Here is a 22255-nt window from a genome sequence, read left to right as displayed (position 1 = left end):
TAGACGGGCTCAGACTCTTCTCGAGATGAGGAAACGGTATGAATAGAACAACAACGGATGCCATCGAAAATCTAGTGCTGCATCCGACCCGTGTGACACCGGCCGATCGTGAGCGACTTTTCTCGCAGCGACCGCTGACCCTTTGGTTCACGGGCTTGAGTGGTGCAGGCAAGTCGACATTGGCCTTTGCCCTGGAAAAACTGTTGGTCGACAGCGGCAGGCCGGCGTTTGTGCTGGATGGCGACAACGTCCGCCATGGATTGTGCAAGGGGTTGGGCTTTTCCACCGAGGATCGGTCGGAAAACATTCGTCGCATCGCAGAAGTGGCGCGTTTGATGAACGAGGCAGGATTGATCGCCATCGTTGCCTGCATTTCTCCCTGCCGGCTGCAGAGGGAACAGGCCCGAGAGATCATCGGCAACGAGCGATTCCTGGAAATCTATCTGAATACCCCGCTGAGCGTCTGCGAAGGCCTCGACCCGAAGGGGCTGTACCGTAAGGCCAGGGCAGGGCTGATCCCTGACTTCACAGGCGTCAGCGCGACCTATGAAGCGCCTGAGGCGCCGGCGTTGATGCTGGATGCCAGCGAGAAGTCCATTTCCGTGTGCCTGAGCGAGATCCTGGACAAGGTCGAAGGCTGGGGCGCTATGTCTTCCCCTCGCTGAGGGCGACAGGCCGTGAGTGATGGGCGACCCTGGGTCGCCCATTTTTTTGCCTGTTTCCATTGTGATGGCGCGCTCGCCTACAATCACCGCTTTCGTACTGACGCAAGGATCGCCTACATGATCATCACGACCACTCAAACGATCGAGGGGCGGCAAGTCGTGACCTATCTCGATATCGTCAGCGCCGAATCGGTGCAGGGCGTCAACGTGATCCGGGACATGTTCGCAGGCATGCGCGATTTTTTTGGCGGACGCTCGCAGACACTGGAGAGGGCCTTGAAAGAAGCGCGGATCCAGGCGACGGATGAAATCAAGGAAAGGGCGCGCGCGTTGCAGGCCGATGCGGTGATCGGACTGGACTTCGAAATCAGCATGCCGGCCGGCAAGGGCGGGATGGTCGTGGTGTTCGCCACCGGAACCGCGGTGAAATTGCGCTGATTCCAGGTGCGGTGATTTTTCTCAGGGGGCGCCCAGGCGCTGTTTAACCGGTGTAGGCCATTCGTCGGCTCCAGGCAATCTGAACCACGAGTCCAGTAATGACCGGCTAGTCTCAAAAGCCTTGGGGTCGTTATTTTTCAGGCAAAAGGCTTGCCGGTATCGACCCCGTTTTTGATAAGGGGCGATGAGATGACTGATCCGTATATCGAAGACGATGGTGCCGAGTTTCCGTTCAACAATTGCGTGCGTTGCGGCCAGACCGAGTATCAGGCTGGCTTTGGCGAAGATCCGGTGCAGACCGGCAAGATCAAGTCGATTGCACCCAAGGGGCCGAAAACGAAGTTTTTGCCCAAGGTGACGACACGTTCCAGGAAGTAAACCGCCGTAGCGAAACCCCGTCGATGAGCGGGGTTTTTTGACTGAGGTTGATTGTTTAAATGTCCTACAGGGTATGGCGATACGCCTGACAGTTTTCACAAACTTTTCACAGCTGCCGACGTAGGGTGAAGCCATCCGTTAGAAAGCAAGTCTCCAGCCCGTCTCCCCAGCGGGCTTTTTTTTGTCCGGCGTAAAACCTTTTCCAGAATGGTTGTCCAATCGGCGCGAAGTCCGCCTTGTCGTCGGATTTTGTCTGGACTTTAACGCCGCGTCGGCATTCAATCTCCGCCCTTTCGTCATCCCTAATTGTTGAGGTTTTCGTCATGCGTTTAACACTGCCTGCTCTGGTTCTGGGGCTTCTGGTCGCTCAAGGTGCAATGGCCGGCGACGGCACCGCCGCACTGGGTGGCGGCCTGGGTGGCGCGCTGGGTAATGTGGTCGGCCAGAAAATGGGCGGCAGCACAGGTGCCGCGATCGGCGCCGGCGTTGCGGGCGCTGCCGGCAGCGCCATGGCGGCAGGCAAGGGCAGCCGCACCAAGGCGGCCATCGGCGGCGGCATCGGCGCCGCTGGCGGTTCAGTGATCGGCAACAGCCTCGGCGGCAAGAACGGCGCGACCATCGGCGCCGGCCTCGGCGGTGCCGCCGGTGGCGCAGTGGGCAGCAACCTGTCCAAGCACAAGCGTCACTGATCGCGACTGCAGATCAAAAGGCCCGGCTCGATGCCGGGCTTTTTTGTGCCTGAACGTTTTGCCCGAACATGCCTCCAACGTCATACGGCCCGTCATTCGATCACTATCGGGCGAACCGTCCCGTTTCGGGAACTGTGAGGTGTGTATGCGCTTGACATTATCCGCACTGGTTTTGGGGTTGTTGGTGGCTCAGGGCGCCATGGCGGCGGGCGACGGCTCGGCAGCGGTGGGGGGCGGTCTGGGCGGTGTGCTGGGCAACGTGGTCGGCGGCCAGCTCGGCGGCAGCACCGGAGCGGCGGTAGGTGCCGGCGTCGGTGGTGCAGCCGGTAGCGCTGTCGGTGCACGCAAAGGCAATCGTACCGAAGCGGCCATCGGCGGCGGCTTGGGCTCGGCCGGCGGTTCGGTGATCGGCAACAGCCTCGGAGGCTCGACCGGATCCGCCATCGGCGCCGGCCTGGGCGGCGCAGCAGGTGGCGCCGTGGGCAGCAGCCTGGGTGACGATGGCGGCAAATCCCACTCAGGCGGTGGCCACAAGCACAAACACAAAAACCGGCACCGGTGACCCTGTGCCGCGTCAGCGAAAACCCGGCGAGATGCCGGGTTTTTTGCTTCTGCAGGGCCGCGGGAGGAACATGGGGTTGCAGAGGCCTTCGAATTTCATGCGTGACTGAACAGGGTGAGGTGTGCCGTGGATACCGACCGAGATGACCGTGAAGGGCAGGAGCCTGAGGAACTACCGCTCATCAATGACCCGGGGAATGAGGATCCGGGGTCATTGATGGATGATGTGTTGGTGCCGCTTTGGGAGGAGGATGCAGTGGATGTTGACTATGACGAGTATGAAGATGATCAGTGAAAGTTATTTTTGTAATGCAAGTTTTGGGAGGTGCTTTAGGGCATTTTAATGAAAGCCATTAAAGCACTGTGTTTTTTATGGTTGGCGGTTTATTTTATTGTAGATGTTGAGTTTTTTTTCTAGGTGATTTAGCCAATCTTTACCGGATTCCCATTCGTTCCAGTAGCAGTAGTAGCAACTTAGTTCTCTTAATAGGTAGTTTCTAAGGGATTTTTCATCGTTGTCCCACTCTAGAAGGCTCTGCAAATCACCTATTACCAGAGCTATCGTTTCGTTGTTGGAGTCTGCTATGAACGCATCTATGACCTTTTCCGCGGTATCGTGCTCCTCTAGCCAGTCTTGGTGGAAGTATGCGCCAAAAAAATCATGTAACTCAGGGAGTCTTCTATTCATAGATCGGGAAATCCGGTTAGCAGAAAGTAACCCAAAGGTGATGTTGGATCTCTTTTTAGTACCAGCAATAATTTTGTTGCTGGTAAAGAATGAGTGCGACCATTGGGCATGCTCAAACCTATGGGTGTTGGTAGCTGATGAGTAATAGTCGTTTTCGTCTTTCCGCTAGTTAAGAAGGCTTTTATGCGTTGAGAGTTTGTCGATAATGCTTCTGATACTGCGGCCTCGGCTGTAGCTCGATCTGGAAAGGTAGAGGCTGCCGGAATATTTGGCTGAGCTTGTAGTCGCTCCGCCAGTTGAGTATCAGTTCTGCCTACATGTTTAGCAATAAGATGCCCTCCTTGGGCCTCGTGAGCGGCTAAACCTCCCCCCGGAACAATTTCACTGTACGGCCCATCGACATCCGATCCAGGGCAGGGACTGCACACCAACCCCAACGGATCCACCCACCCCGTCGGATTCGGCACGTACCGGTATTGGTTCAACCCGCCCGCCAGCTTCACCGGGTCCGGCGTCAGGTAGCGGCCTGTTTCCGGGTCGTAGTAGCGGTGTCGGTTGTAGTGCAGTCCGCTTTCCGCGTCGAAGTACTGCCCTTGGAAGCGCAGCGGTTGGTCGAGGCGTTCGTCGGGGCTATGGCTCAGGCGGGTGGTTTTGCCGTAGGCGTCGTATTTCGCCGACCAGACGATTTCGCCGCTGTAGTCGGTGAGTTCCTGCGGGGTGCCGAGGTGGTCGAGTTGGTAGTAGAACGGGCAGGCCCTTTTCGGGCCGGGGCCGTCGAGCAGTGCCAGCGGGCGGAAGCTGCCGGGTTCGTAGACGTAGCTGCGGTGGTGCGCCGGGCCGCTTTCGGCGACGAGGGTGTCGCCTTGCCAGAAGAACTCGGTGGTCTGGCCGTCGACGGTCTTGGCGATGCGCCGGCCGAAGGCGTCGTAGCGGTAGCTGGCGGTTTGGCCGTCGGGACGGGTGAGGCCGATCAGGCGGTGTTGGCTGTCGTAGCGGTACAGCGTGACGAGCGGCAGTCCCTGGCCGTGACGCTCGCGGATCAGGTTGCCGAACGCATCGTAGTCGTAGAGCCGGTCGCCGTCGCTGAGCAGGCGGTTGCCCTTGATGCTCGCGGGGCCGGGCCGGTTCTGCATCAGCAGGTTGCCGGCCGGATCGTGGGCGTAGCGCTCCGGCGCCTCGTCCCGGGAGTGGCGCACGCGGATCAGCCGGTCGAGGGCGTCGTACTGGTAGCTGCGTTGGCCGTGGCGCGTGTCGGCGATGTGGTCGAGGTTGCCGTTGGCGCTGTAGGCGTAGTCGCGCCGGTACAGCGGATGGTGCTGTTGGCCGATGGCATGGGCCTTCAGCCGGCCCTGTTCGTCGTAGACGTATTCGCTCAGGAGCAGGCCTTGCTGGCGCTGCTGTTCGCGACCTGAGCGATAGACATGGCGGGTCAGGGGAGCCCCGTTGAGGTCGATCCCCTCCAGCGCGCCGCCTTTGGCATGGCGGTAATCGAGCTTGCTGTTGTCCGGCAGGCGCATGCGCGTGAGCCGGCCGCAGGCGTCGTAGGCGTAGCGCAGCGTGCCCCAGCCCTGGTGCTCGACGGTCAGGCGATCCTGGGTGTCGTATTCGAACGCCAGCGGATGATCCTGGCTGTCGTCCACCCCGACCAGCCGGCCGAGCAGGTCGTAGCGGTAGCTGATCTCCACCCCGTCGGGCAGCGTCTTGCGCAGAAGGCGCCCGGCCGTATCCCGCCGGTAGAGGGTGACGAGCGTTGAGCCGTCGTCGCCGAACTCGGTCTTCTCCAGCAGATGACCGTTGCGGTCGTAGGCGTAACCGGTGCGTCGGCCGTCGAAGCCGGTCTCCTGGCGGATCAGCCCGGTGGGCGTGTAGTCCAGCGAATACGTTTCGCCGGACTCGTTCTCGATCTCCGTCAGCAGCAGTTGCGCATGGTCGTACCGGTACTGCACCCGTGTGCCGTCGGGATTGATCCGGCGGCTGACCCGGTGCAGGTCGTCGTCATACTCGTAGCGGGTGATGCGGCCCAGTTCGTCGCGTTCGGCGGTGACCTGGCCGTAGGCGCTGTAGCTGTAGTCGCGGCTTGCGCCGCCGGGGTGCGTGACCTGCACCAACCTTCCCACCGGATCCCATTGTCGGCGGGTGACGGCGCCATGCTCGTTCCGGGCGCTGACCTGCCGCCCCAGGGCATCGTAGGCGTACTGCCGCACGCCGCCGTCGGGCAGGGCCTCCTCCAGCAATTGGCCGAGGTCGTTCCAAGTGAAGGTGTGGCGGCCATTGTCCGGATAGCGAACCGACAGCAGGCGGCCTTGCGGGTCGTAATGGCAGTGGGTGACCTGGCCGTCAGGATCGACTGCCTCGGTAACGTCGCCCTGGGCGTTGCGCCGGTAAGTCCAGACCGCCTCGCCCCGGCGTCGCCTGTGCAGGAAACCGTCGCGGTACTCGTAGGAGGTCGGGGCATCCTGGGGCGGAATCAGCGCCACCAACCGTCCGGCGTCGTCGTAGCGATACTCGGTGACGGCACCCAGCGCATCCTGCTCGGCGGTCAGGCGGCCGGCCCCGTCGTAGGTCATGAGTCGTTCGCCGCCGTCCGCCGCGACCTGGCGCACCAGCCGCGCGCGTTCGTCGTGGACGTAGGCTTCCTCGCGGCCATCGGCGTAGCGCACCGTCACCTGGCCTGCGTCGTCCCAGACGTAGCGGGTGTCCATTTGCGCGAACGAGGCCCAGTGGCGCACGCAGCGCGCCGCCTTGCCGACGCGCTCCCAGGCCCAATAGAAGCTGGCGCCGCCGGCCAACTGACGCTGGAGGATGACGTGGGCGTCGTCGTAGTCGTAGCGTTCGCTTTCGCCGGCGGCGTTGGTGGCTTCGGTGAGGCGGTGGCGGGCGTCGTAGCGGTAGCTGGCGAGGGTCTGTCCGGTGTGCCAGGCGTCGTCGCGGAACACCTGGTATTCGAGGGCCGTCACGTGCCGGCGCTCGTAGCGCAGCAGCAGGGAGCGTCCGGCGCCGTTGTCGAGGCGCCGGATCCGACCTGACGTGTCGCGCTGCACGCTCAGCCGGTTGCCGTAGGCATCGCTGATGGCGGTCAGGCACCCGTCCCGGAAGTGGTGGAACCGCACCGTTTCGCCCGCTGGCGCGACGATCAGTTCCTCCGGGTCTTCGCCGAGGTAGATCGCCGCCCGCGACAGGCTGTTGTGGATCGCCGGGCGCTTGCGGTCCGGCAGGGGAAAGCGGGTGCGTCGGTTTTCGTCGTCGATCCAGACGACCCCGTCGCCGTCGGGCTCCAGCCGGTGGGCCAGCGAATGACTCCAGCCGAACCCGAGGCCCAGGTCGATCTCGGCGGCGCTGTTGCGGTAGAGCCGGGTGAACGCAAACGGCAGCAGGCCGTCGAGGGTACCGTCGGTGAGGGTAAGCAGTTCTTCGCCGGTGACCATCGACACCGGGCAGCCGTTGGTGCAGGTGCGGGCGGCGCAGTCGGCGCTGTCGCCGTTGGGGTTCTTTGCCTGGTCCGGGGCGTCGTGGTGGGGTTCGTGCCGCTCCAGCAGCGTCATGTCCCGGGATTTGCCACGGGCCACCGCGGCCGGATTGGGCACCCTCAAGACCAGCGGGCCGGCCGTGCGGATTTCCAGTGGAACGGCAGGCGTCGGCTTCAGCGGCGCCGGTCGCGCGTTGACCATCAAAGGTTTCAGTGCGTTCGCGTGCCGGGCCAGACCGGGAGCCGCCGCCTGTTCGGACAGCCGCAAGGCCGCAGCCGCCAGCCATTGCCGGGCCCGGGGCGACTTGACCTTGTCCAGCACCTTGTCGCTCAACCGCAAGGGCAGGCCCACGCCGCCGGAGATGCTCGTCAGCAGGAAACCGACCAGCAGTTCGGCCCGAACCTCCGCCACCACTTCGGCCAGGCACTGCGGCGGCAGCATCTTCAGCCAACTGGTGAAGGCGGCGAGATGGATGAACAGCAAAGGCTCATCGCCGAGCACCAGCAAACCGTTGGCGATGGCCTCGGAGGAAGCCTTCAGCAAAGCCTCCAGTTCGACCTCGGTCAGGTACTGCAGCAGTTTTTCGCTGTTGGCCTGCAGGTCGGCGAGCAGGCCGAACACCTGCTTGATGTCGTCCCAGACGCTTTGCAGCGCGCGCTCGAAGCCACGCCAGTCCGCCCGTTGCAGTTGGCCGTAGCGTTCACGGAAGCCGGCGTCGGAAAACTCCGTCCACAAGGGCTGGAACCCCGTCCATTCCTCACGCAGCCAGGCTTCCAGGCCGTTGACGACGTCCTGATAGGAGGCATGCAGCGCCTTGACATGGTCGGAGGAAACATCGGGAAAGAAGGTGATGCGATAACGCTGGCCCCGTTCGCAGTCGTCGACTTCCAGAATGCCGCTCGGACCGATGGTGCGGTGCAGCGGCTCGCCGTATGTCAGGACTCCGCCCTTTTCGGCCAGCACCGGTTCCAGCATGACCGGCGTGTCGCCGATCGGCACGAAGCGTGCGGCTTCGAACAGATGGACCAGGGTCAGCGGCCCGGTGGCCGGGCACATGACCACCGAGGAGCTGACGGGTTGGGTGGGGCTGACCGGCGCGCTGAGGCGCACGTCGTTGCCGACCTTGAACACCTGCCCGACATCCAGCGCGGTGCCGTCCCAGAACTGCTCGGCCCAGCTGTCGTAGTCGTTGAGGCACAGGCGAAACTCGGCGATCAGCGATTCGAAGTCGGGACGGTCGGGGTTCAGGGCGGCGACCACCAGCAGGCCGATGCTGTTGTTCAAGGCCAGGAGGCGGTCGGATGGAAGCATGGGCAGTCACTCGCGCAGATCAATGGATAGGCGCGGAACTTTGCTGGGGATCGAAAAGTAAATAAGCCGGGAAAGGAGGCAATGCTTGTAGGGCAATTCCTTAAATGTTCCGGGTGCCCGCAGACCGGCGGCGAGATTGCCCGTTGCCCAATCCGCGCGGCTCTCGTTATGCTGCTGAACCCTTTAATCAGATCCGAGCAGCGGCCCGTTCGAGCCGCCTGGGATGTCTTTGATAACGGATCCTGTGATGAATGCACCGATGAAGGCGTTCGGCCCGGTCAAGGCCGTGATTTTCGATATGGACGGTTTGCTGCTGGACACCGAGGGCATCTACACCGAGGTCACGTCCATCATCGCCGGGCGGTACGGGCGGACCTTCGACTGGAGCGTCAAGCAGAACATCATCGGCCGCGGGGCGGAGGATCTGGCGCGGTATGTGGTCGAGGCGCTGGATCTGCCGATCACCGCCGAGGAGTTCCTGGTCATCCGCGAGCCGCTGATGCGCGAGCGTTTCCCGACCGCCCAGGCCATGCCCGGCGCCGAGGAGCTGATCCGCCACCTCAAGGCGCACGATGTGCCGATCGCGGTGGGCACCAGTTCCTCGCGCCAGTCGTTCGGCCAGAAAACCACCTTGCACCGCGACTGGTTCGCGCTGTTCGACTTCATCGTCACCGCCGACGACCCGGAAGTCGGTGCGGCCAAACCTGCGCCGGACATTTTCCTCACCGCCGCCCGACGCCTGGGCGTGGCGCCCGAGGATTGCCTGGTGTTCGAGGACTCGCCGTTCGGCGTGACGGCGGCGAAGGCGGCCGGCATGACGGCCATCGCGATTCCCGACGCGGCCATGGCCGATGAGAAGTACGCCCATGCCGACGGGATTCTCCGTTCGTTGAAAGCGTTCACTCCGGGCGCCTGCGGTTTGCCGGCGCTGGACTGGGCCTGACCGGCCCGTAAAGCCCGGGCACGAAAAAACGCCGCCCCTCCTGGCCAGGAGGGGCGGCGTTTTTCGTTCTGGGCGGAAGAGGGCGGATCAGGCGCCGAAACCGCCGTCGATGGTCAGGCTGGCCCCGGTGATGTAACCGGCTTCGGGGCCTGCGAGGTAGGCGACGAAACTGGCGATCTCATCGGCGGTGCCGTAACGGCCGACGGCCATCAGCGGGATCAGGCTGTCTGCGAAGTCGCCGTGGGCCGGGTTCATGTCGGTGTCGACCGGGCCCGGCTGCACGTTGTTGACGGTGATGCCGCGGGGGCCAAGATCCCGTGCCAGGCCTTTGGTCAGGCCCACCAGCGCGGATTTGCTCATGGCGTACACACCGCCGCCGGCGAAGGGCATGCGGTCGGCGTTGGTGCTGCCGATGTTGATGACGCGGGCGCCTTCGCCCATGTGCCGGGCCGCTTCCTGGGTGGCGATGAACACGCTGCGCACGTTGATGGCCAGGGTCTGGTCGAAGTCTTCCAGTTTGAAGTCTTCCAGCGGGGCGACCGCGAGGACGCCGGCGTTGTTGACCAGGATGTCGAGGCGGCCAAAGGTTTCGACGGTGGCGCTCACCGCGTGGCGGATGGCATCGGCGTCGGCGCTGTCGGCCTTGATCGCCAGGGCTTTGCCGCCGGTGGCGGTGATGCTGTTCTGCAGTTCCTCGGCCTTGGCGGCGGAGCTGACGTAGGTGAAGGCCACGGCGGCGCCTTCGGCGGCCAGGCGTTTGACGATGGCGGCGCCGATGCCACGGGATCCGCCTTGAATCAGAGCGACTTTGCCGCTGAGGGTTTGAGTGGTCATGTTCGATCTCCGGAAAATTCAAGGCGGGATGCCTTGTTGTTGGAGCCGAGTATCGGCTTCGGGCCCAGAGCAGGGTAGACCATGGTTGCTATAGTCTGTGTAAACCAAAAGTTTATAGTGATGCCCATGGAAACCTTCAGCAGTATCGAATGCTTTGTCCGCAGCGCCGAGGTCGGCAGCTTCGCCGAGGCTGCCCGGCGCCTGAGCCTGACGCCGGCGGCGGTCGGCAAGAGTGTGGCGAAACTGGAAGCGCGCCTGGGGGTACGGCTGTTCCAGCGCAGCACCCGCAGCCTGACGCTGACCGAGGCGGGGCAGCTGTTCCTGAGTGAAGTCAGCGCCAGCCTCACCACCATCCAGAACGCCGTCGCCAACCTGGCCAGCGCCGGCGGGCAGCCGGCCGGCACGCTGAAGGTCAGCATGGGCACGGTGTTCGGGCGGCTGTACATCGTGCCGTTGCTGGGGGAGTTCCTAAGGCGGTTTCCGGCGATCAGTCCGGACTGGCATTTCGATAACCGCCAGGTCGATCTGATCGGACAGGGGTTCGATGCGGCGATCGGCGGCGGCTTCGAGCTGCCGCAAGGTGTGGTCGCCCGCCGGTTGACCCCGGCGCACCGGGTGCTGGTGGCGGCGGAGGACTATCTGGACAGGCGCGCCATGATCCAAGGGCCGGAGGATCTGACGGACCACGACGGGATCCTGATCCGCTCGCCGCAGACCGGCCGGGTGCGCTCCTGGCAACTGACCCACCGCAACCGTCAGCACAGCCCGTTGACCCTCAAGGCATGCATGACCATGAGCGATTCCGAAGCGGCCTGCGCCACGGCGGTGCAGGGGTTGGGAATCGCCTTGGTGAGCATGCCGTTCGCCGTGCCTTACCTTGAGGCCGGCACGTTGCGGCGGGTACTGCCGGACTGGTACGTCGACGACGGCAACATCTCCATCTATTACGCCGAGCACAGGCTGCTGCCGGGCAAGACCCGGGCGTTCGTCGATTTCATCATCGAGCAGTTCGCCGGGCAGGGGCTGGCGCAGCGGTTCAGTGCGGTCTGAGTCTGGTTCGGAGGCGAGGCGCGGCCGATCGCCAGCAGGCTGGCTCCCACAGTGGTTGCCGACGGCCCGCAAGATTTCTGCCCATCACAAAACCTGTAGGAGCTTGCCTGCAAGCGATGAGGCCGGCACATCCAGCATCACCAGTGCCTGACCCTCCGCCATCGCCAGCTGCTGGTTCCCACAGGGTGAGAGGCGATTCGAATGCGGGAGCCCGCCTGCCGGCGATGAACGATGACGCGGCCTAGCGGCCGAACCGCCCGCCCCAGCCGATGATGGTCTTCGGCCGCGGCGTCGCATAGGTGCGCACCTTGGACGTCGACAGCCCCAGCCGCACCAGCGATTCGGCGACTGTCACCGCGGCGGTCACGCCGTCCACCACCGGCACGCCGGTGCGCTGGCGGATCTGTTCGTCGAGCCCGGCCATGCCGCCGCAGCCCAGGCAGATGACTTCGGCCTTGTCCTGGGTCACCGCCAGCTCGGCCTGGCGGACAATGGCCTCCACTGCGCGCTGCGGCTCGTGCTCCAGCTCCAGCACCGCCAGGCCGCTGGCTCGCACCGAGGCGCAACGGTCCCACAGGCCCGACAGCTTGAGCCGGTCTTCGATCAGCGGCACGGTGCGGTCCAGGGTGGTGACCACCGAATAGGCGTGGCCCAGGTACATCGCGGTGCTGGCGGCGGCGTCGGTGATGTCCACCACCGGCACGTTGAGCAGCTCCTGCAGGCCTTCGCGGCCGTGCTCGCCGTAGCCGGCCTGGATCACGGCGTCGAACGGTTGGTCGTAGGCCATCACCCGGTCCATCACGGCGAGGGCGGCCAGGTAGCTTTCGAAATTGCCTTCGACCGAATCGGCGCCGAAGTACGGGGTCAGGCCGACGATTTCGGTGCCCGGGGCCGCGACCGCCTGGGCGGAACGGGCGATGGCCTGGGTGATGGATTCGGTGGTGTTGACGTTGACCACGAGAATGCGCATGGAAAGTCCTTATTGCGGTGGGTGCTGCGGCCCGTCGGCGGGCCGCCGGAAGGTTCAGTGGCTGACGTTGTCGACGGCGATGGCCTCGCCGCTGACGTCGGCGTAGTGCGGCTGGCGCTGGGCGATGATCAGGTAGAGCAGTGCGGCGATGCCGGCGCCGGTCAGCCAGGAGAACGGCGAAACGCTGTGGAAGCCCGGCACCAGCGCCAGGACGATGGCGATCAGCGCCGCAGGAATGAACGCCGCCACGGCGCGCAGATTGACCCCGCGGCTGTAGTAATAGGCGCCGGCAGGGTGTTCGCTGTAGAGCTGCGGCACGTGGATCCGGCCTTTGCGGATCAGCCAGTAGTCGACCATGATCACCCCGTACAGCGGACCGAGCAGGGCGCCCAGGCCCGACAGGAAATACACGATCACCAACGGGCTGTTGTAGAGGTTCCACGGCAGGATCAGCACGGCGAGGGTGGCGCTGATCAGGCCGGCGCGGCGGAAGGTCAGGTATTTCGGTGCCAGGTTGCTGAGCACGAAGGCCGGGGCGACGAAGTTGGCCATGATGTTCACCGCCACGGTGACGATCAGGAACGCCAGGCAGCCGAGCACCAGAAAGAAGGTGTTCGGGATCGAGGCGATGATTTCGGTCGGGCTTTCGATGATCTTCCCGTTGATCTGGAACTGCGCGCCGCACAGCAGCACGGTGATGCCGGCGAACACCAGGATGTTCACCGGCAGCCCCCAGAAATTGCCGACCTTGATGGTCTTGCGGCACGGCGAGGAACGGGCGAAGTCACAGAAGTTGAGGATCAGCGTGCCGTAGATCGCCAGCCACAGCGCGCCGCCGGCGAAGATGTTGCGCCACATCTCGGCGCCGGTCAGCGGTTCGCGGATCGACCAGGCGATGGTCGCGTCGGCCTGGGTGTACATCCACGCGGCGAGGCAGGCGACGGTCAGCAGGATGACCGGGCCGGCGAAGGCTTCGTAGCGCCGCACCATTTCCATGCCGTAGGCCAGGATCGTCAGTTGCACCAGCCAGATCGCCACGAAACACACCCAGCCCAGGCTCGACAGGCCGAGGATCGAGTTGTGGTCGTAGTCGGCGAAGCCCGGATGGATCGCCGTGAGCAGCACGCGGAACACCACCGAGGCGAGGTAGGTCTGGATGCCGAACCAGGCGATGGCGATCACCGCCCGGATCAGGGCCGGAATCTGCGCTCCGTGGATGCCGAAGCTGATCCGGCTGATGACCGGGAACGGCACGCCGGTCTTCTGCCCCATATAGCCGGACAGGTTCATGAAGAAGTACACCAGCGTCGCGCCGATGCCCAGCGACAGCAGGATCTGCCAGCCGCCCAGGCCCATGGCGTACAGGCCGATGGCGAACGAGTAGTTGGCGATGTTGTGCACATCGTTGGTCCACAGGGCGAAGATGCTGTAGCGGCCCCAGCGCCGGCCTTCGGCCTTGGTCGGCGCGAGGTCGCGGTTGTGCAGGCGCGGGCTCAGTTGCAGCGGTTCAGCGGCATCTTCGCCGGTCACGGTTCGGTCGGGGGAAGCGGCGGGCAGATTCAGCGCGATGTTGTTGGAGAGACTTGTACGCATTCCGGCAGGCTCCTGATGTCCGGGCCGCGATGACTGTGCATGAGCGTTGGGGCTCGACAAATCTTCGTCGCGGCCAGTGAGGCATCACTGGTGATGGGGCGTCTGCAGCCTGTACGGGATAGGGCGCTTCAGGCGTGCGGATCGAAAGTGTGTGTATGTCTTGAATAGTTTTGTATACAAAACATGCATGCACTTAAGCCAGATGCGTGCCAGTCGGCGATCTATGGAAAGCGTCGCTCATTTCGAAAAGTTATCGATATCCGATAAGTGTCTGAATTGGAGGCGATATAAATTGACCGGTTGAACAGGTATTTATTTTTCGCCGCGGATTTCGAGGAGGAATGAGAGTAGGGCGGGGGAGCGTCGGGTGTAACTTTTCAGGGCGCAGAAACGAAAAGTGCACACATAAATGGCACGGATGGTGACATTCATGTGTACACATTTTTGAGACGGGTGAAATCTGTGTAGGAGCTTGCCTGCAAGCGATGAGGCCGGCACTGCCGACATCTATGTTGCGTGACGTAGCGTTATCGCCAGCCTGCTGGCGAAGGGCGTTACGCCTTGCTGATGATGTTCCCCGCGTGCAGCCCGCATTCCTTCTGGGTCGCTTCCTCCCACCACCAGCGGCCTTCGCGCTCGTGCTGGTTCGGCAGCACGGGGCGGGTGCAGGGCTCGCAGCCGATGCTGATGAAGCCGCGCTCGTGCAGGCTGTTGTAAGGCAGTTCCAGCATGCGGATGTAGCCCCAGATCTCTTCGCTGGTCATCTGCGCCAGCGGGTTGAACTTGTACAGGGTGCGCTCCGGTGTGGAGAACGCCGAGTCGATCTCCATGACCGCCACCGCGCTGCGGGTGCCGGGGCTCTGGTCGCGGCGCTGGCCGGTGGCCCAGGCCTTGACGTCGGACAGCTTGCGCCGCAGCGGCTCGATCTTGCGGATGCCGCAGCATTCGCCATGGCCGTCCTTGTAGAAGCTGAACAGGCCCTTTTCCTTCACGAACGGTTCCAGTTTCGTGTGGTCCGGCGAGACGATGTCGATGTCGATCTTGTAGAAGTCGCGCACCTGATCGATGAAGCGGTAGGTTTCCGGGTGCAGGCGGCCGGTGTCGAGGCTGAACACCTTGACGTTCTTGTTCAGCTTCCAGGCCATGTCCACCAGCACCACGTCCTCGGCGCCGCTGAAGGATATCCACAGGTCGTCGCCGAACTCGGCGAAGGCGAGCTTCAGGATGTCCTGCGGGGATTTGCTGGCATAGGTCGTGGCGAGTTCCACGATGTCGAACGTTGCACTCATCAGGGCGGCTTCCTACAGGTCGGTGGCGCTGGGCGCTCTATGTGGCGCCGATGGTAACAAAAAGCGCGGCCCGCCGGGGCGCCCTCTGCGTTGCGCGGCCGGGGGCGAGCGGCTAGAGTTCGGGCTCGCTCGGCCCGATAAACATTAAAAAACGGAGTGTCGTTGTGGAAATTGCCTGTCTTGATCTTGAAGGGGTGCTGGTGCCGGAAATCTGGATCGCCTTCGCCGAAAAAACCGGAATCGAATCGCTCAAGGCCACCACCCGGGACATTCCCGACTACGACGTGCTGATGAGACAGCGCCTGCGGATCCTCGACGAGCACGGCCTCAAGCTTTCGGACATCCAGGAAGTGATCGCCACCCTCAAGCCGCTGGACGGCGCGGCGGAATTCGTCGACTGGCTGCGCGAGCGCTTCCAGGTGGTGATCCTGTCGGACACCTTCTATGAGTTTTCCCAGCCGCTGATGCGTCAGTTGGGCTTCCCGACCTTGCTCTGCCACCGTCTGGTCACCGATGACAGCGGGCGGGTGACCGGCTACCAACTGCGTCAGAAAGATCCCAAGCGTCAGTCGGTCCTGTCCTTCAAGAGTTTGTATTACCGGGTGATCGCCGCCGGCGATTCCTACAACGACACCAGCATGCTGGGCGAGGCGGACGCCGGGATCCTGTTCCACGCGCCGGACAACGTGATCCGTGAGTTCCCGCAGTTCCCGGCGGTGCACAGCTTTGCCGAACTGAAGCAGGAGTTCCTCAAGGCGTCGAACCGGGACTTGAGCCTGTAAGGCTTGTTGTGGCGAGGGCCCCAGGGCCCTCGCCACACCGCTCAGAGGTTCTGCAAGGTCTCGAGCAGGACCTTCACCTTGGTGATCGATTCCTGGTATTCCGCCTGCCAGTCCGAGTCGGCGACGATCCCGCCCCCGCCCCAGCAGCACACCTGCCCGTCCTTGACCAACAGGCTGCGGATGGCGATGGAGCTGTCCATCTCGCCGCGCACGTCCAGATACAGCAACGAGCCGCAGTACAGGCCGCGCCGGGTCGGCTCCAGTTCGTCGATGATCTGCATCGAGCGGATCTTCGGCGCGCCGGTGATCGAACCGCCGGGGAAGCTGCCGGCGATCAGGTCCAGCGCGTCGCGGCCGTCCGCCAGTTCGCCGGTCACGCTGCTGACCAGGTGATGCACGTTCGGATAGCTTTCCAGGCTGAACAGCTCCGGCACCCGCACCGACCCGGTGCGGCAGGTGCGGCCCAGGTCGTTGCGCAGCAGGTCAACGATCATCAGGTTTTCCGCGCGGTCCTTGGGGCTGTCCAGCAGTTCGGCGGCGTTGGCGGCATCTTCGGCCGCCGTTGCGCCGCGGGGGCGGGTGCCCTTGATCGGCCGGGTCTCCACCTGGCGCCGGCTGACCTTGACGAAACGCTCCGGCGACAGGCTCAGCACCGCGCCGCCGTCGGGCAGGCGCTGGAAGCCGGAAAACGGCGTCGGGCAGGCTGCGCGCAACGCCTTGTACGCCAGCCATGGATCGCCTTCGCACGGGGCGCGGAAGCGCTGGGCGAAGTTGACCTGATAGCAGTCGCCGGCCTGAATGTACTGTTGGATGCGCTCGAAGGCCTGACGGTAGTCATCGGCCGAGAGGTCGGCCGCCATCGGCGACTTCAGGCCAAAAGGCGCGTCTGCCGCGTTCGCGGGCCGGCTGAACAGCTCGATCAGGCGCTGCCTTTCGTTGTCGTTCACTGACGGATGGAACACCAGCTGACTGGTGGCCGCCAGGTGATCGCTGATCAGGGCCCAGTCGTACAGGCCGAAGCGTGCGTCGGGCAATTGCAGGTCATCCATGGCCTGGCTCGGCAGGTTCTCCAGGTGCCGGCCGAAGTCGTAGCTCAGGTAGCCGATCAGGCCGCCGGCGAACGGCAGTTCGCTGCCGTCGGGCAGTGCGGCGTCGCCCAGGCGCGCCAGTTGGCTGCGCAGGCGTTGCAGGAAGCGCTCGCCGCTTTCGTCCGGCAACACCGCCAGTTGCTCCAGCGGCCAGGCGCTGAGCAGGTCGAAGCGGCCGCGGTCGGCGCTCGGGCGGCCGCTGTCGAGCAGCACGGCGCCGGGGGCGTGGCGGACAGCCGCGAAGTAGTCGGCGGGATCGGCGCGGTAGGGCAGCAGGTGTACGGAACAGGTCGGCATGGGCGGGGCAAATCGGCCATCGAGGCGGGGTGGGGATTGTAGTCCCCTCAGGGGTTCGCTCCTAGAGGGGATGTCGGGGATTGGCAGATCGGGGGCCGTTCTGCAGGGCGCGCCAATGCACATGAGCCCTGTGGGAGCGAGCCTGCTCGAAGGTCGCGACGCGGCGCCGGATCAGCCCTCGACCGTCGGGATGTGCCCGAACATTTCCTGGGTGAACGCCACGCGCTCCGCCGCCGTCTCGGTGATGCCCCGGGCCTTGAGCTGCTCCAGGTGCGCCTCGACCGCATGGGTGCGCGACGTCAGCCCGCAGTCGTTGGCGATCTGGATGTTCAGCCCCGGCCGGGCGTTGAGTTCGAGGATCAGCGGGCCCTTGTCCTGGTCCAGCACCATGTCCACGCCGATGTAGCCCAGGCCGCACAGTTCGTAGCAGCCGGCGGCCAGCTTCATGAAGCCGTCCCAGTAGGGCAGCTGTACGCCGTCCACCGCGTTGGTGGTGTCCGGGTGCTTGCTGATGAAGTTGTTCAGCCAGGTGCCGCGCAGGGTCAGGCCGGTGGCCAGGTCGACGCCGACGCCGATGGCGCCCTGGTGCAGGTTGGCCTTGCCGTTGGACTGGCGGGTCGGCAGGCGCAGCATGGCCATCACCGGGTAGCCCATCAGCACGATGATGCGGATGTCCGGCACGCCTTCGTAGCTGATGCTGCGGAAGATCTGGTCCGGGGTCACCCGGTACTCGATCAGCGCCCGGTCGCGGTGCCCGCCCAGGGAATACAGGCCGGTGAGGATGCTGGAGATGTGGTGCTCGATCTCCTCGTGGCTGATGATCTTGCCCGACACCGTGCGGTAGCGGCCCTCGAAGCGGTCGGCGACCACGATGATGCCGTCGCCGCCGGCACCCTGGGCCGGCTTGATCACGAAATCGTTGCGCCCGCCGATGATCTCGCCGAGCTTGTCGATTTCCTTCTCGGTGGAGATCACGCCATACAGTTCCGGCACATGGATGCCGGCCTGGAGCGCGCGCTCCTTGGTGATGATCTTGTCGTCGACGATCGGGTACAGGCTGCGCTTGTTGTACTTGAGCACGTAGTCCGCGTTGCGCCGGTTGATGCCCATGATGCCGCGGGCTTCCAGGGCCTTCCAGGTCTTCCAGAAACCGAACATCAGGCGTCAGCCTTCTTCAGGAAAGCCTTGAAGCGCACCAGTTCGGTCAGGCGGTAGCCGCGGTAGCGACCCATGGCCAGCATGAAGCCCACCAGGATCAGCAGCACCGCCGGGAAGGTGAACACGAAGTACACCAGCTCCGGCACGGTCATGATCAGGTGCGCCAGGGACGCGGCGAACAGCGTGCCGATGGCCACTTTCATCGCATGGCTGGCGCCGCGCTCTTCCCAGGTGATCGACAGGCGTTCGATGGTCATGGTCAGGATCACCATCGGGAACAGCGCCACCGACAGCCCGCGCTCAAGCCCCAGCTTGTGGCTGAACAGGCTGATGGCGGCGATCAGCACGACCACGAAGGTCAGCACCACCGACAGGCGCGGCAGCATCTGCAGCTTCAGGTGTTCCAGGTACGAGCGCAGCGAAAGGCCCAGCGCCGTGATCACGGTGAACAGCAAGATGCCGAAGCCCAGTTGCGTCTCGCGAAAGGCCAGGGCGATCAGCACCGGGGTGAACGTGCCCAGGGTCTGCAGGCCGATCAGGTTGCGCAGGATGAGGATCACCAGCACGCCGATCGGGATCATCACCATGATCATGAAGGTCTGCTGGGTCTGCAGCGGCAGGCCGTACAGCGAGTATTCGAGGAAGTTGGCGTCGGTGTTCTCGTCGGTCAGCTTGGCCAGGCGGATGGCGTTCATTTCGCTGTTGTTCAGGCTGAAGGTCACGTTGGCCTTCTTGCCGCCGTCGACGGTGATCAGGTTCTCGTCGCCGATCCACCACAGCAGACGGTCGGTCGGCAGGCCCTGTTCGCCGGTTTCCGGGTTGAAGTACAGCCAGTCGGTGCCGTTGAAGCTGCGCAGCCACAGTTCAGGCATCTGCGGCTGGTCGGCCACCAGGCGGATGGTGTGCACCTTTTCCACCGGCACGTGGGCGATGGACAGCAGCAGCTCGACGATCTTGGCCTTGTGCGCGGTGGACGGATCGCCCGCCAGCAGCAGTTTCACGTTGTCGTCGTTGACGTTGTTGACCCGCTTGATCGCCTCGCCGATGAAGGTCTCGACGTCGGCCGAGTGCTGGCGGATTGGCGCGAGCAGGGCTTCGGCGGCGATCTTTTCGGGGCCTTCGATGGCCATGCTGTCGCGGAAGGTCGGGCCTTTGACCTTGGATTTCTCGGCGGTGTAGCGCTTGGTCAGCACCAGGCGGTAGTAGAGGGTCTGGTTGCCCTTGGCCCGACGCGCCGACCAGGTGACCTTGCGGTTGCCGTCGATGCGGTTGACCGCCACCCCGTAGTTGTTGGAGATGAAGCTCTCGTTGAGGCTGACGTAGTCGCGGCTCAGGGGCGGCACGAACATCTGGATCTTGACCGGGTCCTTGGTGCTGGCGACGAACTCGACCTTGGCGTCGATGTTCCACAGGTCGTCGGTGGCGTCTTCGGTGACCGGGATGCCGAGCACGAAAATCTGATAGGCCGTGACCGAGACGCCCAGCAGCACGAGGACGGCGATCAGGATTTTCAGGTGGAAGGTAAGAGAACGCATTGAAATTACTCGGCGGTATGAGCGGCGATGGCGCAGGCAGGCTTGCCGGCAGCGTATTTAAGACTGGGGTCGACCAGCGCATCGAAGCGCTTGAGCGCTTCGGAGCCGATCAGAAGCGGGTATTGGAACGCACTGCGGTCGGTCAGGTTCACTTCGATGCTGCGCATCGCCGCGCCCATGCAGATGTCGAGCTCGATCACCGGGCGGGCGGTGTACTGCTTGCCCTCTTCGGGGTCGTAGTCGCCGGCGCGGCGCTTGATCTTGCTGACCCGGGCCAGCGGCCGCTCGATCGGGTGCGAATGCGCCTTGTCGATGGCCAGGTAGAAGCGCACCCACGACTCACCGTTGCGCTTGAAGCGCTTGATGTCGCGGGCGCTCAGCGAGGCGGTCTTGGCGCCGGTGTCGAGCTTGGCCGCGACTTCCAGGTTGATGCCGTCCAGCGCCGCGTACTCGTTGAGGCCGTACACGGTCTTCTCCCCGGCGGCGGCAAGGGCGGGCAAGCAGAACAGCGCGAAGAATGTGGGGAAGGGCTTGAGTCTCATAAATCCTGGCGAGCAGCGTTCCGTTCTCGGTTCAGGGCCACGGCATCAGGAGGTCCTGTCTGCCCGTGTGCCTTCGTGTGCCTATCAGCTTTTTATGACAAGCCGTGCAAATGACCCGCAAATGCGGGCGGCATTCTAGCACGACGCATTTATGGCGCCAGCGCCGGGGGCGGTCTATAACCCATGGGGTTGGAATCGCGGGTTATTAGACGATTGTCGACAATGTCTATTTATCCTTTGACTGATGCGGGCTAATTGGCTAGTTTTTGCCGCATTGGAATTCAAGGTGTCGACAATATGCTGGATCAACTCGATCCTCCGGTCGCCAGCGGCGACGATTCGGAAACGCTCTCGGAAAACGTCTTCCGGCGCATCCAGGCCGCCATCGTCAAGGGGGAGATCGCCCCCGGCAGCAAGATCTCCGAGCCTGAGCTGGCGCGCACTTACGGCATCAGCCGCGGCCCGCTGCGCGAGGCCATTCATCGCCTGGAAGGCCAGCGCCTGCTGGTGCGGGTGCCGCACGTCGGGGCGCGGGTGGTGTCGCTGAGCCACGCCGAACTGCTGGAGCTCTACGAGATCCGCGAATCCCTCGAAGGCATGGCCTGCCGCCTGGCGGCCGAACGCATGAGCAGCGAAGAAATCGACGAGCTGCGCCGGGTGCTGGAGACCCACGAGCGCGACGCGGCGTTCCAGGCCGGGCTCGGCTACTACCAGCAGGAAGGCGATTTCGACTTCCATTACCGGATCATCCAGGGCAGCGGCAACCGCACCCTGACCCAGATGCTCTGCGGCGAGCTCTACCAATTGGTGCGCATGTACCGCATCCAGTTCTCCACCACGCCCAACCGTCCGCGCCAGGCCTTTGCCGAGCACCACCGGATTCTCGACGCCATCGCCGACCGTGACGGCGAACTGGCCGAACTTCTGATGCGCCGCCACATCGGCGCCTCCAAACGCAACATCGCCCGTCACTACCAGGACGGCGCCAACCCGACAGCCACTGAACGAGGTGAGTCATGAGTTCCAACCAGAACACTCCAGGCCAGCGTTTTCGCGACGCGGTCGCCAGCGAGCATCCGCTGCAAGTGGTCGGCGCGATCAACGCCAACCATGCGCTGCTGGCCAAGCGCGCCGGCTTCAAGGCGATCTACCTGTCCGGCGGCGGGGTGGCCGCCGGCTCCCTCGGCGTGCCGGACCTGGGCATCACCGGCCTGGATGACGTGCTGACCGACGTGCGCCGCATCACCGACGTCTGCGACCTGCCGCTGCTGGTGGACGTGGACACCGGCTTCGGCGCCTCGGCGTTCAACGTCGCGCGCACCGTCAAGTCGATGATCAAGTTCGGCGCCGCCGCCATCCACATCGAAGACCAGGTTGGCGCCAAGCGCTGCGGCCACCGTCCGAACAAAGAGATCGTCACCCAGCAGGAGATGGTCGACCGCATCAAGGCCGCCGTCGATGCCCGCACCGACGACAGCTTCGTGATCATGGCCCGCACCGACGCCTTGGCCGTCGAAGGCCTGGAGTCCGCCCTGGACCGCGCTGCGGCGTGCATCGAGGCCGGCGCCGACATGATCTTCCCGGAAGCCATCACCGAACTTGAGATGTACAAACTGTTCGCCAGCCGCGTGAAGGCGCCGATCCTGGCCAACATCACCGAATTCGGCTCGACGCCGCTCTACACCACCGAGCAACTGGCCGGCGCCGACGTGTCGTTGGTGCTGTACCCGCTGTCGGCGTTCCGCGCCATGAACAAGGCGGCCGAAAACGTCTACACGGCGATCCGCCGCGACGGCACCCAGCAGAACGTCATCGACACCATGCAGACGCGCATGGAGCTCTATGACCGCATCGACTACCACACCTTCGAGCAGAAGCTCGATGCGCTGTTCGCGCAGAAGAAAGGCTGAACCAGATCCTGTGGGGCGGGCAGGCCCGCTCCCGCAAGTTTCCCAAACAAATTCAAGAAGATTGGAG

Annotated in this window: 21 protein-coding genes; 11 read left to right on the top strand and 10 right to left on the bottom strand. The window is 63.9% G+C overall.

Annotated features, from left to right (window positions below; translation table 11 throughout):
* The first annotated feature begins 38 nt into the window (after window positions 1-38).
* The 6 genes from cysC (at window position 39) to CAG31_RS28365 (ending at window position 3026) form a co-directional block, all read left to right on the top strand.
* Window positions 39-665: an adenylyl-sulfate kinase gene (cysC, locus tag CAG31_RS01080; RefSeq protein WP_085577630.1), complete on the top strand. Its 627-nt coding sequence runs from the start codon at window positions 39-41 to the stop codon at window positions 663-665.
* A gap of 117 nt (window positions 666-782) precedes the next feature.
* Entirely contained in the window at window positions 783-1103 is a 321-nt protein-coding gene (locus CAG31_RS01075) for a YbjQ family protein (RefSeq protein WP_085577629.1), read from the top strand.
* A gap of 189 nt (window positions 1104-1292) precedes the next feature.
* Entirely contained in the window at window positions 1293-1481 is a 189-nt protein-coding gene (locus CAG31_RS01070; RefSeq protein ID WP_085577628.1) for a hypothetical protein, read from the top strand.
* A gap of 323 nt (window positions 1482-1804) precedes the next feature.
* Entirely contained in the window at window positions 1805-2170 is a 366-nt protein-coding gene (locus tag CAG31_RS01065; RefSeq protein WP_085577627.1) for a glycine zipper domain-containing protein, read from the top strand.
* 145 nt (window positions 2171-2315) lie between these two features.
* Complete coding sequence (locus tag CAG31_RS01060) at window positions 2316-2732, top strand: glycine zipper domain-containing protein (protein ID WP_085577626.1); 417 nt, start codon at window positions 2316-2318, stop codon at window positions 2730-2732.
* Between the two features lie 126 nt (window positions 2733-2858).
* On the top strand, window positions 2859-3026 hold the full coding sequence (locus CAG31_RS28365; RefSeq protein WP_176243853.1) for a hypothetical protein: 168 nt from the start codon (window positions 2859-2861) through the stop codon (window positions 3024-3026).
* A gap of 75 nt (window positions 3027-3101) precedes the next feature.
* On the opposite strand, the gene CAG31_RS01055 is transcribed toward CAG31_RS28365, so the two are convergent.
* Window positions 3102-3419 carry a contact-dependent growth inhibition system immunity protein gene (locus CAG31_RS01055; protein ID WP_085577625.1) on the bottom strand — a complete coding sequence of 106 codons (318 nt, stop codon included), beginning with the start codon at window positions 3417-3419 and terminating at the stop codon, window positions 3102-3104.
* Entirely contained in the window at window positions 3416-8197 is a 4782-nt protein-coding gene (locus CAG31_RS01050; RefSeq protein ID WP_085577624.1) for an RNase A-like domain-containing protein, read from the bottom strand. Before CAG31_RS01050 ends, CAG31_RS01055 begins: the two co-directional genes overlap by 4 nt.
* Window positions 8198-8444: 247 nt before the next feature.
* On the opposite strand from CAG31_RS01050, the gene CAG31_RS01045 reads away from it, so the two are divergent.
* A complete protein-coding gene (locus CAG31_RS01045; RefSeq protein ID WP_085577623.1) occupies window positions 8445-9140 on the top strand; it encodes an HAD-IA family hydrolase in 696 nt (231 codons plus the stop codon).
* Window positions 9141-9227: 87 nt separating this feature from the next.
* On the opposite strand, the gene CAG31_RS01040 is transcribed toward CAG31_RS01045, so the two are convergent.
* A complete protein-coding gene (locus tag CAG31_RS01040) occupies window positions 9228-9974 on the bottom strand; it encodes a 3-oxoacyl-ACP reductase family protein (RefSeq protein ID WP_085577622.1) in 747 nt (248 codons plus the stop codon).
* A gap of 126 nt (window positions 9975-10100) precedes the next feature.
* On the opposite strand from CAG31_RS01040, the gene CAG31_RS01035 reads away from it, so the two are divergent.
* Window positions 10101-11024: a LysR family transcriptional regulator gene (locus CAG31_RS01035; RefSeq protein ID WP_085577621.1), complete on the top strand. Its 924-nt coding sequence runs from the start codon at window positions 10101-10103 to the stop codon at window positions 11022-11024.
* A 241-nt stretch (window positions 11025-11265) separates the two neighbouring features.
* Here CAG31_RS01035 and CAG31_RS01030 read toward each other — a convergent pair whose 3' ends face one another.
* The 3 genes from CAG31_RS01030 to CAG31_RS01020 form a co-directional block, all read right to left on the bottom strand.
* Window positions 11266-11994 (bottom strand): aspartate/glutamate racemase family protein, encoded by a 729-nt coding sequence (locus CAG31_RS01030; RefSeq protein ID WP_085577620.1) that lies wholly within the window; start codon window positions 11992-11994, stop codon window positions 11266-11268.
* 54 nt (window positions 11995-12048) lie between these two features.
* The gene (locus CAG31_RS01025) at window positions 12049-13587 is read right to left on the bottom strand and encodes an NCS1 family nucleobase:cation symporter-1 (protein ID WP_085577619.1); all 1539 of its coding nucleotides are present in this window, start codon (window positions 13585-13587) and stop codon (window positions 12049-12051) included.
* A 554-nt stretch (window positions 13588-14141) separates the two neighbouring features.
* Window positions 14142-14876 carry a phosphoadenylyl-sulfate reductase gene (locus tag CAG31_RS01020; RefSeq protein WP_085577618.1) on the bottom strand — a complete coding sequence of 245 codons (735 nt, stop codon included), beginning with the start codon at window positions 14874-14876 and terminating at the stop codon, window positions 14142-14144.
* A gap of 164 nt (window positions 14877-15040) precedes the next feature.
* Here CAG31_RS01020 and thrH point away from each other — a divergent pair, with 164 nt between their 5' ends.
* A complete protein-coding gene (gene thrH, locus CAG31_RS01015) occupies window positions 15041-15658 on the top strand; it encodes a bifunctional phosphoserine phosphatase/homoserine phosphotransferase ThrH (RefSeq protein ID WP_085577617.1) in 618 nt (205 codons plus the stop codon).
* Between the two features lie 41 nt (window positions 15659-15699).
* On the opposite strand, the gene pabB is transcribed toward thrH, so the two are convergent.
* From pabB to CAG31_RS00995, 4 genes are all read right to left on the bottom strand, one after another.
* Window positions 15700-17043: an aminodeoxychorismate synthase component I gene (pabB, locus tag CAG31_RS01010; protein WP_085577616.1), complete on the bottom strand. Its 1344-nt coding sequence runs from the start codon at window positions 17041-17043 to the stop codon at window positions 15700-15702.
* Between the two features lie 171 nt (window positions 17044-17214).
* Window positions 17215-18201, bottom strand: a complete 987-nt coding sequence (locus CAG31_RS01005; RefSeq protein WP_085577615.1) for an alpha-L-glutamate ligase-like protein — start codon at window positions 18199-18201, stop codon at window positions 17215-17217.
* Window positions 18201-19736, bottom strand: coding sequence for an inactive transglutaminase family protein (locus tag CAG31_RS01000; RefSeq protein ID WP_085577614.1), 1536 nt, complete (start codon window positions 19734-19736; stop codon window positions 18201-18203). The genes CAG31_RS01005 and CAG31_RS01000 overlap by 1 nt, the downstream gene beginning before the upstream one ends.
* 5 nt (window positions 19737-19741) lie before the next feature.
* Window positions 19742-20278, bottom strand: a complete 537-nt coding sequence (locus CAG31_RS00995) for an ATP-dependent zinc protease (protein ID WP_085577613.1) — start codon at window positions 20276-20278, stop codon at window positions 19742-19744.
* Between the two features lie 297 nt (window positions 20279-20575).
* Between CAG31_RS00995 and CAG31_RS00990 the strand changes: the two genes are divergently transcribed.
* Together CAG31_RS00990 and prpB are read left to right on the top strand one after the other, a co-directional pair.
* Entirely contained in the window at window positions 20576-21298 is a 723-nt protein-coding gene (locus tag CAG31_RS00990; protein WP_085577612.1) for a GntR family transcriptional regulator, read from the top strand.
* Window positions 21295-22188, top strand: coding sequence for a methylisocitrate lyase (gene prpB / locus CAG31_RS00985; RefSeq protein ID WP_085577611.1), 894 nt, complete (start codon window positions 21295-21297; stop codon window positions 22186-22188). Before CAG31_RS00990 ends, prpB begins: the two co-directional genes overlap by 4 nt.
* Window positions 22189-22255 lie beyond the last annotated feature (67 nt).

It is taken from the genome of Pseudomonas sp. R25(2017), assembly GCF_002112565.1.
GTDB lineage: Bacteria > Pseudomonadota > Gammaproteobacteria > Pseudomonadales > Pseudomonadaceae > Aquipseudomonas > Aquipseudomonas ekonensis.
Note: the sequence above shows the minus strand (reverse complement) of the source record. Positions and strands in the feature narration are given on the sequence as shown.

Excerpts from the sequence above, each read along its gene's own strand:
- cysC (WP_085577630.1), top strand. The coding sequence starts at position 39 with ATGAATAGAACAACAACGGATGCCATCGAAAATCTAGTGCTGCATCCG.
- CAG31_RS01055 (WP_085577625.1), bottom strand. The coding sequence starts at position 3,419 with ATGAATAGAAGACTCCCTGAGTTACATGATTTTTTTGGCGCATACTTC.
- CAG31_RS00995 (WP_085577613.1), bottom strand. The coding sequence starts at position 20,278 with ATGAGACTCAAGCCCTTCCCCACATTCTTCGCGCTGTTCTGCTTGCCC.
- CAG31_RS01035 (WP_085577621.1), top strand. The coding sequence starts at position 10,101 with ATGGAAACCTTCAGCAGTATCGAATGCTTTGTCCGCAGCGCCGAGGTC.
- CAG31_RS01050 (WP_085577624.1), bottom strand. The coding sequence starts at position 8,197 with ATGCTTCCATCCGACCGCCTCCTGGCCTTGAACAACAGCATCGGCCTG.
- CAG31_RS01025 (WP_085577619.1), bottom strand. The coding sequence starts at position 13,587 with ATGCGTACAAGTCTCTCCAACAACATCGCGCTGAATCTGCCCGCCGCT.
- CAG31_RS01060 (WP_085577626.1), top strand. The coding sequence starts at position 2,316 with ATGCGCTTGACATTATCCGCACTGGTTTTGGGGTTGTTGGTGGCTCAG.
- CAG31_RS01075 (WP_085577629.1), top strand. The coding sequence starts at position 783 with ATGATCATCACGACCACTCAAACGATCGAGGGGCGGCAAGTCGTGACC.
- CAG31_RS01000 (WP_085577614.1), bottom strand. The coding sequence starts at position 19,736 with ATGCGTTCTCTTACCTTCCACCTGAAAATCCTGATCGCCGTCCTCGTG.
- CAG31_RS01040 (WP_085577622.1), bottom strand. The coding sequence starts at position 9,974 with ATGACCACTCAAACCCTCAGCGGCAAAGTCGCTCTGATTCAAGGCGGA.
- prpB (WP_085577611.1), top strand. The coding sequence starts at position 21,295 with ATGAGTTCCAACCAGAACACTCCAGGCCAGCGTTTTCGCGACGCGGTC.
- CAG31_RS01070 (WP_085577628.1), top strand. The coding sequence starts at position 1,293 with ATGACTGATCCGTATATCGAAGACGATGGTGCCGAGTTTCCGTTCAAC.
- CAG31_RS01005 (WP_085577615.1), bottom strand. The coding sequence starts at position 18,201 with ATGTTCGGTTTCTGGAAGACCTGGAAGGCCCTGGAAGCCCGCGGCATC.
- CAG31_RS01065 (WP_085577627.1), top strand. The coding sequence starts at position 1,805 with ATGCGTTTAACACTGCCTGCTCTGGTTCTGGGGCTTCTGGTCGCTCAA.
- CAG31_RS01020 (WP_085577618.1), bottom strand. The coding sequence starts at position 14,876 with ATGAGTGCAACGTTCGACATCGTGGAACTCGCCACGACCTATGCCAGC.
- CAG31_RS01045 (WP_085577623.1), top strand. The coding sequence starts at position 8,445 with ATGAATGCACCGATGAAGGCGTTCGGCCCGGTCAAGGCCGTGATTTTC.
- pabB (WP_085577616.1), bottom strand. The coding sequence starts at position 17,043 with ATGCCGACCTGTTCCGTACACCTGCTGCCCTACCGCGCCGATCCCGCC.
- CAG31_RS00990 (WP_085577612.1), top strand. The coding sequence starts at position 20,576 with ATGCTGGATCAACTCGATCCTCCGGTCGCCAGCGGCGACGATTCGGAA.
- CAG31_RS01030 (WP_085577620.1), bottom strand. The coding sequence starts at position 11,994 with ATGCGCATTCTCGTGGTCAACGTCAACACCACCGAATCCATCACCCAG.